A 13,586-nucleotide genomic window follows, 5' to 3' on the forward strand; every position below is an offset into this window, starting at 1 on the left:
TCATCTCAGGGAGAAGGCTGGAGAGTTGAGCACCATCCCCAGCAGGTAGGGGAACATCCGCCCGACGGCCGGGTCGGTGGCCTTCAACGGCGACACCGGCGACTTGCCGAAGAACTCGGCGAGCGCGGTCACCTGCGCGGCCGGCGGGGCGGCCCCGGTCAGCCGGACCGCGACCGCCTTGATCAGCGCTCCGTACGTCGCCGGTACCGGGCCGATCATGTCGGTCACCGGCGACGACGGCCGGCCCAGCGTGTTCGGCCACCAGCCGGCCGCGATGTTGAGGTGCGCGTTCCAGCGCACCAGCAGACCGGACGGCGACGACCAGGCCGCGGCCACGTCCGGATAGCCGTTCGGCGGCGCCCACCCCATCGGCCCCTGGCCCGCCTCACGGGCCATCCAGAACAGGCTCTCGGCGTACGAGTTGCCGCTCTTCGCCGGCCGGTATCCCAGCGCGCGTACGGTGGCGGCCAGGTCCTCGAAGGGGGTTCGGGTCTTCGCACCGACCGCGGCGGCGAACTCGGCCGAGGCGAACAACGCCCGCAGCACCGGCGCAATCGCCGACCGGTTGTCCAGGTAGACCTTGGCCAGCTTGGTGACCAGGCTGTCCGGTGGCTCGTCGGCGACGAACCGGACACACAGCTTGGTCGCGATGCGGCGGGCGGTCAGCGGGTGCAGGGCCAGGTGGTCGAGGAGGGCCAGGGCGGCCGCCTCGCCGCCCGCGGCGGAGTTGTTGGCGTGCCGGAAGGACAGGATCCGGACCGCGCCGACGGCGTGTGCGCCCGCGTCGTACCGGTAACGCCCGGTCTCCTCGTCCACGGTCAGTCCGGTGAGCAACCGGGCCGCCGCCTTCACGTCCGCCTCGCCGTAGGCCAGGCCGACGGTGTGCAGTTCGAGCAGTTCCCGGCCGTAGTTCTCGTTCGGCGCGTCCTTGGTGGAGAACCGGTTGTCCAGGTAGGTCAGCATCGCCGGGTGCCGGGCGGAGGCCTTGAGCAGCCCGGCGAAGGTGCCCAGGGCGTGCTTGCGGATCACCGTGCGGTCGTAGTCGGGACGGCTATCCCAGACGTCGCCGTGCGGGCAGGTCACGTTGAGGTGGTTGCCCCAGAAGTCGACCATCACCTCGAGCAGCTGGCGTTCACTCCAGACGGCCCGGACCACCGCGGCGAACCCGAGATGCCACATGGCCTCCCAGTCGTACTCCTTGAAGGTGCCCTCGGCGACGCGTGCCCGGATGCCGGCGATGCTCAGGGTGCTCAGCGGCAGCCGGGCGACCAGCCCCTCGGCGGTCCGGTCCGCGATCGACGCCGGTGCGAGCTGCCGGTCGAGCCACGCCTTCGCCCCCAGCCTGCGGATCTCCGTGATCGAGGCGGGGGTCGGGCCGTAGGTGGCCCGGCGCAGCAGATGCAGCAACGGGTCGGCGGGAAGGATGGCAGCGCTCACGCTGGTAATACGTCGGACAGCACCGCTCTCTCCGGTGGGTAACCCGCGCCGTGCTCCCGATCTGCTACCTGCACAATGTGCCGATGGCACAGCGGAGGACGTCCCGGCGGCGGGTGGAGACGGTCGCATCGGGCGTTGCGGAGCTGGTGCCCGATCCTGATCGGGACACGGCCTGGACGCTGCTGCTCGACGGCGCACCCCAGTCGCACGTCGACCTCGCCGACCCCACCCATCTGCAATTCGAGTACGTCCGCCGGATGGCCGCGGCGATCGACCTGGCCGCCCCGGCCGGGCGTCCGCTGCGCGCGCTGCATCTCGGCGGCGGGGCGTTGACGCTGCCCCGCTATGTCGCCGCCACCCGGCCCGGTTCACCGCAGCGGGTCGTCGAGGTCGACGGCCCCCTGGTCGAGCTGGTCCGTCGCGAGCTTCCGCTCACTTCACAATCCTCCATCCGGGTACGCGTCGCGGACGCGCGCACCGCCGTCGAAGGCATGCGGGACGCCGGGTACGACCTGGTGGTGCTCGACGTGTTCGCCGGTTCCCGGACCCCGGCACACCTGGCCTCGGCCGAGTTCATGCACGAGGTCGCCCGGGTGCTGGACCCGGCCGGATGGCTGATCGCCAACGTCGCCGACGGCCCGCCGCTGCGGCACGCCCGCGCCCAGGTCGCCACCATCCGGTCGGCGCTGCCGGAGGCCTGCCTGGTCGCCGACGCGGGGGTGTTGCGCGGACGCCGGTTCGGCAACCTGGTGGTGGTCGCCGGCCGGACTCCTCCCCCGGTGGCCGAGTTGTCCCGTCGCGCCGCCGGTGACTGGTTTCCCGGCCGCGTGGAGACGGATCTCGACCGCTTCACCGGTGGCGCGCCCCCCGTGCCGGACGCGAGCGCGGTAGCCTCCCCGGCACCACCGGACGGGCTTTTTGGTAACAGAAAGTAATGATCGAGCGGCCGTTGGTACAACTCTGATCACCGTCCTGTGTCGATTTTCAAAGTTGGTGTGTGATTCGCGTCCAGTGACTAGCGGCCTCGGCGACTCCAGGCTGTAATCGTCACGGCCGCGTGTTTTCCGATCGCGGCGAGCACGGGGAAGGCAACCATGTTCCACCAGCACTTCCTGTCCACGACGGGAGTCGATCTCGGGCCGCTGGACGCTGGGGAACGTGTGCTCTGGCAGGGCCGCTGCGCGGTCGCCGAGTACGCGTTCGACGAGGCGTCCTCGCTGCCGCGATGGACCCTGCCCGAGGAGACCGAAGTCGTGGTCACCGACCGCCGGGTTCGCTATACGTATGCAGACGACACGACGCTGAGTAGCGGTGAGTTGTTCTGGCTGTGGCCGCAGCACCTGCGCGTGCAGCCCGGCAACCGGGACACCGGACGCAACGCCACGGTCACGCAGATCCAACTGGTCTGCACCGGCCCGGACGGCAGCTACCCGGCTCTGGTCTTCGCCGGCGGCAGTGTCACCTCGGTCGGTGAGGCCGACCGGCTCGCCAACGTGATGCGTCAGGCGATCGCCCGGTTCCGGGTGGAGAACGCCAACGAGATCGGCGTGCCGGCCGTCCAGTCCCGCATGCTGTCGCGCCTGGTGATCGGCCCGGAGTTCAACAACTACGTGGGCGGCAAGGGCCAGACGGTCAACCTGCTCGGCGCCGTGCCGGTGCCCGGGCCGGAGACCGCGCCGGTCTACGCCGAGGCCACCACCTCCTACGACGAGTCGGGTTACGACAACCACGCGTACGACGACACCGTCTACGAGGCCGAGCCGGTCTACGAGCAGCCGGTGTCCGCGGTGCCGACCTCGGCCGGTATGGGCTACCCCGGACGGCCCGGCGCGGCCGCCGACGCGATACGGGCCGAGCAGGCGATGCGGGCCGAGCAGGACAGCCGCTACGCCGAGCCGGATCTGGCGTCCCGCGCGGCGACCCTGGCGGCACGGGTGGCCAGCCTGCTGTCGGACGCCCCGGACAACCCCGACCGGGGGCTCCTGGACGGGCAGTCCAACAACCTCTCGGCGTACCTCAACTCGCGCGACCAGAACCGCTGAGGTCTCCCTCGCGGTTCTCTCAGGTCGTCGACGGCACGTAGCAGCGGCCGTCGGCGACCCGATCCTCGTGTTCCCGGTGGGCGCGGTTCAGCAGCTCCATCAGGTCCTCCTCGCGCCGGATCCGTTCCCGGTGCCGGGCCGGCAGGCTCCGCAGGTTGGCCTCCTCCACCAGCAGCCGGTGATAGATCTCGTCGCAGTACGCCGCGTCGGTCTCGATGTCGAGGAACTCGGTGGCGTGCCGGCGGGCCGCCGAGACGTAGGTCCGGGCGCGCCCCCGCGGGCTCAGCAGCGACGCCACCACGGTGATCACCAGGAGGCCGACGATGAGTGCCAGGGAGAGCGCGGTCGGGATCTCCACCACGTCGACCGGTTCGCCCTCGTTGACGAACGGCACGTTGTTCTCGTGCAGGGCGTGCAGGACCAGTTTCACGCCGATCAGCGCCAGGATCGCGGCCAGCCCGTAGGACAGGTAGACCAGACGGTCCAGCAGGCCGTCGATCAGGAAGTACAGCTGCCGGAGCCCGAGCAGGGAGAACGCGGTGGCGGTGAAGACCAGATAGACGTTCTGGGTCAGCCCGAAGATCGCCGGGATGGAGTCCAGCGCGAACAGGATGTCGGTCCCGCCGATCGCCACCATGACCAGCAGCATCGGGGTCAGCACCCGGCGGCCGTCGACGACGGTGAACAGCTTGTCCCCGTCGTACGTGTCCGAGGTGCGCAGGAACCGCCGGGCCAGCCGGATCACCACGTTGTCCGGGGTCTCCTCCTCCTCGCTCTTGCCGCGGAGCAGGTTGCCCGCGGTGACCAGCAGGATCAGGCCGAAGATGTAGAAGATCCAGGCGAACGAGTTGATCAGCGCCGCACCGAGCAGGATGAAACCGGTCCGGGCCAGCAGCGACACCACGATCCCGAACAACAGCACCTTCTGCTGGTCGGCGCGCGGCACCTTGAAACTGCTCAGCAGCAGCAGGAAGACGAACAGGTTGTCGACCGAGAGCGCCTCCTCGGTGACGTAGCCCGCGAAGTACTCCGCGCCCATCGTGGAGCCGCCGAACACCCACACGCCGACACCGAACAGGACGGCGATCGACACGTACGCCGCGGTCCACGCCGCCGCCTCACGCAGCCGTGGCACGTGGGCCCGCCGAACGTGGAAGAAGAAGTCGAACACCAACAGACCGACGATGCCGAGGACGGTCAGGACCCACACCATGCCGGTCACCTGCTGCATGCGCCCATCCTAGGTCCTTATCCCATCGATGCGGATCTCCGTTGTGACAACGTCAGGAACAACACCCCGTCCAGGTTGGCCGACCGCAGATCCGCGCCGCGCAGGTCGGCTCCGGTGAAATCGGCCCGGCGCAGGTCGGCCCCGCGCAGATCCGCCCCGATCAGCAGCGCTCCGCGGAAGCTCGCCCCGCGCAGGTCGGCGCCGCGCATCCGGCGGCCGATCAGATGCGCCCCGCTGTGGTCCGCCCGGCGACCGCCGATCCGGGCCCGGGCCAGTTCGCTGGCGCGTCGCAGCATCGGATTCACCCGGGCGCGGTACGCGTCCACATCGACCTCCCGCAGCGCGCCGGCGTCGCCCGCGGCCAGCCGGTCGGTCTCCGCCAGCGCGGCCCGCAGCTTCGGGTGCAGCGACCGGGCCTCGTCCAGCTTCAGCGCCTCGGTCAGCAGCCACATCAGTTCGTGCAACTGGCGGACCACCGGGAGTGCCGCGAACATGTCCCCGGCGATCTCCGGCGACGACCGCCAGTCCCGTCCGCCGAACGTGTCCTGGGTGATCCGCTGCCCGGCGCCGAAACAGTCGAAGACGACACATCCCCGGAAACCGCGCTGCGGCAGCTCCTCATGGACGGTGCACCGGAAGTCGTCGCCGAGATTGCGGCACGGGCGTCCCGCCGGCTTGTCCACGGCGAAATCGGATGATCTGGCAAAAGCGGGAGCCACGCAACAGAGTGCCGCACACCGGGAGCAATCAGCAGTGAGTTCGATCATTTCATCCGTTTCATTCTCAGTACGGTCCGCCACTTCGGATAAGCATGGACCAAATCGGACCACCGCCCGAAATCAACACCGAACACCAGCACCGGAACCCGCAGAGTCACATGCCGGACACGCTCCGGAAACGCATTCGGCCTGGTAGTCGGATCACAGCGGCTCCACGGGGACCACAACCATTGGCACCAGCAGGTAATGTGCCCGACGATACGAACGATGACCGCCGGAGGAATCCTCGATTAGCGTCGGCGTTCAATGCGGGAGCGGCATTCGGGCTGCCCACATCACGGAGGACCACTTCATGCACAGTCGACCGAAATCGATTCTCGGCGCGAGCGTCGCCCTAGTCGGGATCTTCACCGCGACCGGCGTGCTGGTGGCCTCACCCGCGTCCGCCGCCGGCCCGACCTTCGACACGCCGGAACTCCGCGTCGGCTGGGGCAACATCACCCTCACCGGCACCGCCACCGCGGGCGCCACCGTCCAGCTGCACGAACGCGCCTACATCTGGGGCAGGGACGTCACCCGGGCGTCCGACCTCGAAGCGGCCACCCCGTGGGAATACCCCACGTCGGCCACCGCCAACAGCAGCGGCCGCTGGTCGATCACCCGCACCATGGACTCCGGCTTCGTCTTCGCCGTCGAGTCCGGCGGGGCGTACTCCCCGATCGTGCAGGCCCCGCTCCGCGTCGGCGCCGAGTTCTCGGCGACGTCCTCGTCGGCCAACTCGGTGTCGCTCACCGTGCGGGCATCGCCCGACCAGCCCGGCATCCCGGTGAGCTTCCAGCGTTACACCAGCAGCGGCTGGTCCCAGGTCGCCGCCGGCATCACCAGCGACGGCACCGTCGCCAGCTTCTCGGCCACGGTCACCGGCCAGACCGCCGGCCAGCACACCTACCGTGCCGTGCTCGCCGAGACCGCCAAGCCGGACTACGCCTCCTCCGACAACCTGCTGCTGAGCAACAGCTTCTCCAGCCGCATCACGGTCGCCGGCTCGGGCGGCTCCGACGGCCCGACGCCCGGCTCCTCGCCGACGCCGACCCCGTCCCGGACCACGACCAGCCCGTCGCCGACGCCGTCACGCACGACGACCAGCCCGTCGCCGACCCCGTCGCGCACCACCAGCAGCCCCACCCCCACCCCGCCGAAGACGACCAGCCCGACGCCGAAGCCGACGACCCCGAAGCCCACGGCCACGCCCGTCCCGGCGGTCGGCGCGATCCAGTTCACCCGGATCCAGTACAACGCCCCCGGCGCCGACAAGAAGACCAACAAGAGCATCAACGGCGAGTACTTCAAACTCACCAACAAGACGAAGAAGACCGTGAACCTGAACGGTTGGACCGTCCGCGACCGGGCCGGCAACACCTACAAGTTCTCCGGCACCTACAACCTCGCCGCGGGCAAGTCGGTCACCGTCCACACCGGCAAGGGCACGAACTCGTCCACGAAGCGTTACTGGGGCAAGGCCAAGCACATCTGGAACAACGGCGGCGACGCGGCCACCCTCCGCACCAACGCCAACAAGACCATCGACTCCTGCAAGTGGACCAAGGCCGGCAAGGGCTACACCACCTGCTGACAGCACGTCATCACGAGCGGCGCACCGGTCACCCTGACCGGTGCGCCGCTCTTCTTTCACGGGTACGCCTGACGTGTCACCCGGCACAACAGCGCTTGACGATGTGGGTACGCTGGCGGCATGGCCGTCGCGGCGGCCCGGCCGTCCGGAACTCCCGGCACTAGTTCCGTCATGGCGGCCCAACGGTCAACCGCCTCCGCATCACGAACCGCACCGATGGTCGGCATCCGTCACATCTCGATTACCGCTGACCGGGCGGCGGAACGGGAGACAGCTGTGACCTCGGTCGATCTGATGGCGTTGCCCGGTGCGGTGATCCGCCCGTTGATCGTGGCGATCGCCCACGTCCCTATCCTCGTCGTCGCCTGTTGCACCATCCCCGTGTGGATCGCGGCGGTGGGCAGACCGGCCACCCACGGCGAACTCGGCCTGCGCTCACTCCAAGAGCTCCGCACCTGGAGTCGCGACGTGATCAGCGCGACGGCCGGGGCACGGCGACGGTGAGCCGGTCACACCACAAAGCCCCGGCCTACCGCCGATGCGAGTGCACCGGCGAGAACTACCGGGCGGCCCTGGCCGGAATCCGCCTGCTGGGGACCACACACCAGCTGATCCCGGACGCCTCCGACAGCGACCAGCAGCGGATCGAGGCCGTTCTGCTGCTCCGTCTCCTGGCCGGGGCGAAGTCTCTCGACGACTTCGGCATCCGAGCGGTCCTGCCCTCACCCACCGGCCTGACCCTCGTCATCCCGCCCGGCGCCGAGGGGACGTTCGTCCGGTCACTCACCACCGATCCGGGGCATCCCGGTTTCCGCCGCGCGGCCGGCGACTTCGTGATCCGCCGTCGGTCCGGTGCGCACCTGGCCATGACCGCACCCGGCATCGCCGGTGAAATCGGCATGCGATGCTCCTGGAGCGCGGTCACCGACGCCCTCTTCACGGAGGACCCCTACGCGTCGTCTCTCACCCCGGTGGCGGATGCCACGCCGCCACTGACCCTGACCGATCACGCGACGCTCAGCGCACTGCTGCGCCGCCTGCGGCTGTTCTCGCCCGACACCCACATGACGTGGCTGCGGACGTGGACCGCCTGGCTGTCCCGGGGAAAGCCGGGCTCACCGGCGCGGCCGCCCATCGAACTGGCCACCCACCTGGCCGATCCCGCCTACGGCCTCCCCGATCCCCTGCGGAGCACCCTGCTCGTCTCCTCTCCCCGGCACCGGAGTACCGCCCCCGGCCGGATTCCCGACGAACCACTCGTCGTGACGCGGGCCGACCAGACCACTGTGGAGGATGAGCCGACCGGTCGCCGGGTCGCCTACTGGCGTGGCCGACGACGGATGTCCCAGGAAGACTTCGCGGAAAGGCTGGGCAAGTCCACGATCTGGGTCGACGAGGTGGAGCGGGGCGTCCGCCGGCTCGACAGGTTCTCGGTCGTGTACGACATCGCGGATGTGCTGCAGGTCGATGTCCGGCTGTTGCTGGGCAGAGGCGCGGAGCGCGAGCCGGGAACGCCGAACCGTGTCGATCAGATCGACGTGGAGGAGATCCGCGCAGCGCTGGAACGGTACGCCCAGATGAGCGCGTTCTTCGACGAGATACCGGATTCGCCGCCGCTGTCCGAGATGAAGAAGAAGGTCAGTGACGCCTGGCAGACGTACCAGCACGCGAGATACGGCACGCTCATGGGCACCCTGCCCAAGCTGCTGGGCGACGCGCAGGCGGCGGACCTCGCCTGTGCGGCCGGCGAATACGCGCCGGACGCCGCGCACCTGCTGGGACAGGTCTACCAGATCGCCTCGTCGATGCTGCGCAAGGTCGGCGAGCACGAGTTGTCCTGGCTCACCGCGGACCGTTCCGTCGCGGTGTCGCAGCGGGCCGGCGACCAGTTGCTGGCCTGCCGGGCCGGTTACGAGACGGGCAGTGCGCTGCTCGCGCTCGGCCGGGTTCGCCCCGCGCTGGAGGTCAGCGTCAACTTCGCCACCCGGCTGGCAGCCGGACCGCAACGTCCTCGCGGGGACCATCTATCGGTCTACGGCGCGCTCCTGCTCAACGGGGCCATGGCGGCGGCCCGGATCGGGGACGGCGCGACCGTGCGCGACCTGCTCTGCGGCGCCGAACAGGCCTCGCGGGAGCTGGGTGGCGACTTCAACCACTACTGGACCAGTTTCGGCCCCACCAATGTGCAGCTGCACCGGGTGGCGACCGCCGTCGAACTCGGCGACGGTCGCACTGCCGTGGAGGCTCACGAGCGGATCGATCCGGAGGGGTTCAACGCCATGCCGCCGGAACGCCGCGCACACTACTTCCTGGACGTCGCACGCGCCTACACACAGGTCGGCGACACCACGAAGGCCGCCGAGATGCTGCTCGAGGGCGACCGGCTCGCCCCCGCCGAGATCCGCTGTCGCCCGCTGGCCCACGAGGTGCTGTCCGACATTCTCCGGCGTACCCCGGGCACGCCATCGACTTCCGTCACGGAACTGGCCGAACAGATGGGGGTCGGATTCTGAGACGACACCGGCGCCCGAAACGGCTCACCGTTGTCCTGCCCGAAACGCATCGGGTCGAGACCGCCCGAGTCGCATGCTCTCCGGGCCGCCGTACCGGTGGGGCCGACGGTGCGTCAGGAGGCGTATTCGTTGGAGATCTCGGTGGCGTACCGCTTCCAGAGCGGCGTCATGGTGTCCGCGTTGACCGACTGCCCGGAATCGATCATGGCTTTGAAGTCGCGGAAGTACTGCACGTACAGGTCCGGCGTGAACGTGTTCAGCATGACCGCCGTCTCGTCGCCCGGGTTGGCGAACGTGTGCGGCGCTCCGGTCGGCACGATGACCCAGGTGCCGGGCCCGGCGTCGTGCTCGTCCTCGCCGACCGTGAACCGGATCGTCCCCGACAGCACGTAGAAGCCCTCGTCGTGCTGGGCGTGGCGGTGCTGCAACGGGCTCGGGAAGCCCGGCGGAACGGTGATCTCGGCGAAGCCCAGCCGGTGGTCGGTGTGCTCGCCGTTCTCCAGGATCCGGACCTGCGCCGGCCCGCTGCCGAGGATCTCGCCCTCGCCGGGACGGACGATGGACACCTTCGCCATGAGTTTCTCCCTGCTATGCCGTGCTGTGGTGACCACCATCCTGTTCCGCGCCGGCCGTGCCCGTCCTGGTCGTCCGCGCACGGCTGTTGGTCACCAGTGCACGGGCGTTGTAGCCGTACGTCGACTTGAAGAGTTTGCTGAAATGGGTGGGATCCGGGAATCCCCACCGCGCGGCGACCGCCGTGACCGTCCGTCCACTGGCGACCAGTTCGGCCCGGCAGTGTTCCAGACGGCGGTGCCGGATCAGGGCGGCGACGGTGAGCGGCTGGTCCTCGAACAGCTTGTGCAGCCGGCGCACGGACATGTGGTGGGCGGCGGCGATGCCGGGCGGGGTCAGGTCGGGGTCGGCCAGCCGGGCCTCGATGTAGCCGACGATCCGGTCGCGCAGCCGCTCGTCCGGGGCCGGCCGTTCGTCGCCCAGCCGGGCCTCGAGCGCAACGGCGATCAGTTCGACGACGGCCGCCGCCGACCGGAGCGCCTCGCCCGCGCGAAAGCCGGTCACCGCCTGGGCCGCACTCCGGGCCGAAGTGGAGACGGCCGCGTTCCGGGCCAGCGCCGAGACGAGAGCGCCCGGGCCGTGACCGCCGTCGATGCGCACGCCGACGAGCCGGTCGATCTGGTCGGGCCGGATCCGGAGTTCCCGGCGCGGAACCAGGATGGTGACGTGCGCGGAGGCCGTGCTCTCGAACCGGACGGTACGGGTGGGGTCGAGCAGCACCAGGTCGGCCGGCCCGAGGTCGGCAGCACCGTTGCCCTGCTCGATCCGCGTACGCCCGCGCATCATCACCTTGACCGCCAGGTTCGTGCCGTCCCGGGCATCGCGTTCCCTCCCAACGCACGCGCTCGCGGGCGTGTCGAGGGAGATCATCCGAAGCGGCCCGAGGTCACGCGTGGCGATCCCGGCCCGGAAGTCGGCCCCGGCCATCCTGTTGGCCAGCGGCGGAATCCCGCTGGCCGCCAGCTCGTCCCGAAACGTGTCAAGGTCGCCGATCACCCATCAAAGATAGGCATGCACCTCGATCATCTGGTTCAGCCGGCCGCGCAGGCCGTGTGCACGAACGCTGCCGCCCGGTTCATCGCCTCGTCAGCCTCGTCCCACGACCCGGCGAAGGACTGGAAGACGTGCGTCGCCTCCGCGGTCACGTCCAGTGTCACCGACACGTCGGCCGCCACCAGTCCCGCCGCCAACCTGGTCGAGTCGTCCAGCAGCACCTCGTGGGAACCGACCTGGATCAGTGTCGTGGGCAGCCCGCGCGGGTCTCCGAACAGCGGGCTGTGCCGCCGCACCGCAGCCTCGTCATCACCCGCGTAATCACGCACCCGCCGGCGCAACGCCGTACGGCTGACGATGAAGTCCGCCTCGGCTCTGGTCCGCATCGAGTCACCGCTGAGGGTCAGATCGATCCACGGCGAGAACAGCAGCGCCGCGGCGGGCGGCGGCTCCCCGGCGGCGACGATGCGCTGGAGCAGGCCCAGTGCGACCCCGCCCCCGGCCGACTCGCCCGCCACCACGACCCGTCGCGGGTCGACGCCGGTGGCCGGCAACGCCCGGTAGGCACGCACCGCGTCGTCGGTGGCGGCAGGCGCGGGATGTTCGGGTGCCAGGCGGTAGTCGACGGTGAGCACCCGGGTCTGCGACCGTCGGGCGAGGTCGGCGGCGATCCCCACCGAGCTTCGCGCCGACCCGAAGACGTACGCTCCGCCGTGAAAGTACAGGACAGTGCCGACGCTGGGCCTGTCTGCGACCTCCACCACCAGGCCGGGCACCGTGTCGAGGTGGGTCGGCGTGACCACGACGTCCGGCGGGACGGGACTGTGCGACAGCAGCTGCTCGAACAGGGCGCGCTGCTCGTGGACCTCACCGCCCAGATCGAGGGGTGACGCCGCACGACGCTGCCGGATGGCCTCCCGCTGCTCCCGGCTCACGTCCGGTCCCGGCCGGCCGAGCGGGCATGGTCCACGAGCAGTTCGGCGAAGGCGCCCGGCTGGTCGATCGGGGTGATGTGGCCGCAGTCCTCGAGCACGTGCCGGGTGAGCCGGTCGGTGATCGGTTCCAGCTGGCGGGCGGTGGCTCCGGCGATCGCACCACCGCCGACGGCGAGGACCGGCATGCCCAGTCTCCGGTCCCGGGCCCAGGTCTCGATCCATGCCGCGGTGGCCGGCATCGCACGGTAGTGATCGAAGGCGTTGGCGAGACTCGTCCGGCTCCGGTACGCCTCCACCAGCACCCGGGTGAGATCGTCCGGCAGTCCGTGGCGGCTGCCCGCGGCGAGGAAGAAGCGAACGTAACGTTCCGCCGAGTTCTCCAGGACGTCCTCCGCCAGGCCACCGGGCGCCTGATGGAACCCGAACCACCACGGCGGCCCCTGGCGAAGGAATTCCTCGGCCCCGGGCAGGACCCCCAGCAGCCCTTCGGACAGCGTCAGGCTCGCCACCCGCTCAGGGCACGCCGCAGCCAGGGCGAATGCCGGGCCGACACCCAGGTCGACGCCGACAGCGTGCGCCTCGACGACACCGAGGGCATCCAGAACACGAAGCAGATCCGCAGCGACAGCCGGCGCCTCATAGCCCCGCAGAGCCGGTGTGCTGTCGCCGAGCCCGTGCAGATCCGGCACGATCGCCTGAAAACCCGCATCGGCCAGCCGGGGAGCGACGTCCCGCCAGATGGCGCGGGTGTGCGGGAAGCCGTGCAGCAACAGGACAGCCGGCCCCTGCCCGACCGTCTCCACGGCGAGTTCGACGCCGTCGACCGGCACGCGTCGCGCGGTGGCCCCACGAACATGAGAGAGAAGGGTCAACTTCGATTGACGCAAGGCCAACCTCCAACGGTTACCATCCGGAACGTGGTAACCGTAGGAAACCTCCAATGACCGGGCAAGAAGGCACTTTCCCCACACCAGGTAACGCCGGGGTGACCACCTCACCCGGCGACCTGTTCGACCCCCTGTGCCCCACACGACTGCTGCTCGACCGGGTCGGATCCCGCTGGACGACCATGGCAGTGCTCTCGCTGGCCAACGCCGAGGGCGAGCTCCGTTTCGCCGAACTGAAGCGCGAGATGACCGGCATCTCCCAGAAGATGCTCGCGCAGACCCTCAAATCCCTGGAACGGGACGGCCTGGTCACCCGCCGCGTGGAGGCAAGCAAGCCACCCCGGGTCCACTACAGCCTCACCAGCCTGGGCACGACCCTGATAGGTCCGCTACGCGCCTTACGCGAGTGGGCCGAGCGCTACATCCCCGTGGTCAAAGACAACGCCCGCACCTTCGACGCCACCAACCACTGAACCCAAAAAAAAAGGCCCGGCATTCGCAAAAGCGAATACCGGGCCTTCCCACAAGTAGCGGGGACAGGATTTGAACCTGCGACCTCTGGGTTATGAGCCCAGCGAGCTACCGAGCTGCTCCACCCCGCGTCGGTAAACAAAGCCTAACGC

The 13,586-nt window shown here is 69.8% G+C and carries 12 protein-coding genes, 1 tRNA gene and 1 pseudogene; 6 read left to right on the forward strand and 8 right to left on the reverse strand.

Annotated features, from left to right (window positions below; all coding sequences use genetic code 11):
• On the reverse strand, positions 1-1,437 hold the full coding sequence (locus WH85_RS36190; RefSeq protein ID WP_045746626.1) for a DUF1800 domain-containing protein: 1,437 nt from the start codon (positions 1,435-1,437) through the stop codon (positions 1-3).
• Positions 1,438-1,520: 83 nt separating this feature from the next.
• Here WH85_RS36190 and WH85_RS36195 point away from each other — a divergent pair, with 83 nt between their 5' ends.
• Together WH85_RS36195 and WH85_RS36200 are read left to right on the forward strand one after the other, a co-directional pair.
• The gene (locus tag WH85_RS36195) at positions 1,521-2,372 is read left to right on the forward strand and encodes a spermidine synthase (protein ID WP_045746639.1); all 852 of its coding nucleotides are present in this window, start codon (positions 1,521-1,523) and stop codon (positions 2,370-2,372) included.
• A 159-nt stretch (positions 2,373-2,531) separates the two neighbouring features.
• On the forward strand, positions 2,532-3,479 hold the full coding sequence (locus WH85_RS36200; protein WP_045746627.1) for a hypothetical protein: 948 nt from the start codon (positions 2,532-2,534) through the stop codon (positions 3,477-3,479).
• Positions 3,480-3,726: 247 nt separating this feature from the next.
• Here WH85_RS36200 and WH85_RS36205 read toward each other — a convergent pair.
• A pseudogene (locus tag WH85_RS36205) lies at positions 3,727-4,710 on the reverse strand (TerC/Alx family metal homeostasis membrane protein); the annotation flags it as partial.
• Positions 4,711-4,727: 17 nt separating this feature from the next.
• Positions 4,728-5,393: a pentapeptide repeat-containing protein gene (locus tag WH85_RS36210; RefSeq protein ID WP_245674235.1), complete on the reverse strand. Its 666-nt coding sequence runs from the start codon at positions 5,391-5,393 to the stop codon at positions 4,728-4,730.
• A 388-nt stretch (positions 5,394-5,781) separates the two neighbouring features.
• On the opposite strand from WH85_RS36210, the gene WH85_RS49315 reads away from it, so the two are divergent.
• The 3 genes from WH85_RS49315 to WH85_RS36225 all read left to right on the forward strand — a co-directional run bounded on the left by WH85_RS49315 (position 5,782) and on the right by WH85_RS36225 (position 9,575).
• Positions 5,782-7,062, forward strand: coding sequence for a lamin tail domain-containing protein (locus WH85_RS49315; RefSeq protein WP_157411438.1), 1,281 nt, complete (start codon positions 5,782-5,784; stop codon positions 7,060-7,062).
• Positions 7,063-7,182: 120 nt separating this feature from the next.
• A complete protein-coding gene (locus WH85_RS53385; protein WP_245674236.1) occupies positions 7,183-7,566 on the forward strand; it encodes a hypothetical protein in 384 nt (127 codons plus the stop codon).
• Positions 7,567-8,348: 782 nt separating this feature from the next.
• Positions 8,349-9,575, forward strand: a complete 1,227-nt coding sequence (locus WH85_RS36225) for a helix-turn-helix domain-containing protein (protein WP_045746642.1) — start codon at positions 8,349-8,351, stop codon at positions 9,573-9,575.
• Positions 9,576-9,688: 113 nt separating this feature from the next.
• On the opposite strand, the gene WH85_RS36230 is transcribed toward WH85_RS36225, so the two are convergent.
• The 4 genes from WH85_RS36230 to WH85_RS36245 are packed head-to-tail and all read right to left on the reverse strand — an operon-like array spanning position 9,689 to position 12,906.
• The gene (locus WH85_RS36230) at positions 9,689-10,150 is read right to left on the reverse strand and encodes a cupin domain-containing protein (protein WP_045746630.1); all 462 of its coding nucleotides are present in this window, start codon (positions 10,148-10,150) and stop codon (positions 9,689-9,691) included.
• 13 nt (positions 10,151-10,163) lie between these two features.
• A complete protein-coding gene (locus WH85_RS36235; RefSeq protein WP_045746631.1) occupies positions 10,164-11,144 on the reverse strand; it encodes a helix-turn-helix domain-containing protein in 981 nt (326 codons plus the stop codon).
• Positions 11,145-11,179: 35 nt separating this feature from the next.
• Positions 11,180-12,076 carry an alpha/beta hydrolase gene (locus tag WH85_RS36240; RefSeq protein ID WP_045746632.1) on the reverse strand — a complete coding sequence of 299 codons (897 nt, stop codon included), beginning with the start codon at positions 12,074-12,076 and terminating at the stop codon, positions 11,180-11,182.
• Positions 12,073-12,906 (reverse strand): alpha/beta fold hydrolase, encoded by an 834-nt coding sequence (locus WH85_RS36245; protein WP_211275555.1) that lies wholly within the window; start codon positions 12,904-12,906, stop codon positions 12,073-12,075. The genes WH85_RS36240 and WH85_RS36245 overlap by 4 nt, the downstream gene beginning before the upstream one ends.
• 110 nt (positions 12,907-13,016) lie before the next feature.
• On the opposite strand from WH85_RS36245, the gene WH85_RS36250 reads away from it, so the two are divergent.
• Positions 13,017-13,436, forward strand: a complete 420-nt coding sequence (locus WH85_RS36250; RefSeq protein ID WP_045746634.1) for a winged helix-turn-helix transcriptional regulator — start codon at positions 13,017-13,019, stop codon at positions 13,434-13,436.
• Positions 13,437-13,491: 55 nt separating this feature from the next.
• Here the strand turns inward: WH85_RS36250 and WH85_RS36255 are convergent.
• Positions 13,492-13,565: transfer RNA gene (locus WH85_RS36255), tRNA-Met, on the reverse strand.
• Positions 13,566-13,586: the final 21 nt, after the last annotated feature.

This window comes from Actinoplanes rectilineatus (genome assembly GCF_000962825.1).
Lineage (GTDB): Bacteria > Actinomycetota > Actinomycetes > Mycobacteriales > Micromonosporaceae > Actinoplanes > Actinoplanes rectilineatus.

Coding starts and splice junctions, on each gene's coding strand:
- WH85_RS49315 (WP_157411438.1), top strand. CDS start 5,782: ATGCACAGTCGACCGAAATCGATTCTCGGCGCGAGCGTCGCCCTAGTC.
- WH85_RS53385 (WP_245674236.1), top strand. CDS start 7,183: ATGGCCGTCGCGGCGGCCCGGCCGTCCGGAACTCCCGGCACTAGTTCC.
- WH85_RS36230 (WP_045746630.1), bottom strand. CDS start 10,150: ATGGCGAAGGTGTCCATCGTCCGTCCCGGCGAGGGCGAGATCCTCGGC.
- WH85_RS36250 (WP_045746634.1), top strand. CDS start 13,017: ATGACCGGGCAAGAAGGCACTTTCCCCACACCAGGTAACGCCGGGGTG.
- WH85_RS36200 (WP_045746627.1), top strand. CDS start 2,532: ATGTTCCACCAGCACTTCCTGTCCACGACGGGAGTCGATCTCGGGCCG.
- WH85_RS36195 (WP_045746639.1), top strand. CDS start 1,521: ATGGCACAGCGGAGGACGTCCCGGCGGCGGGTGGAGACGGTCGCATCG.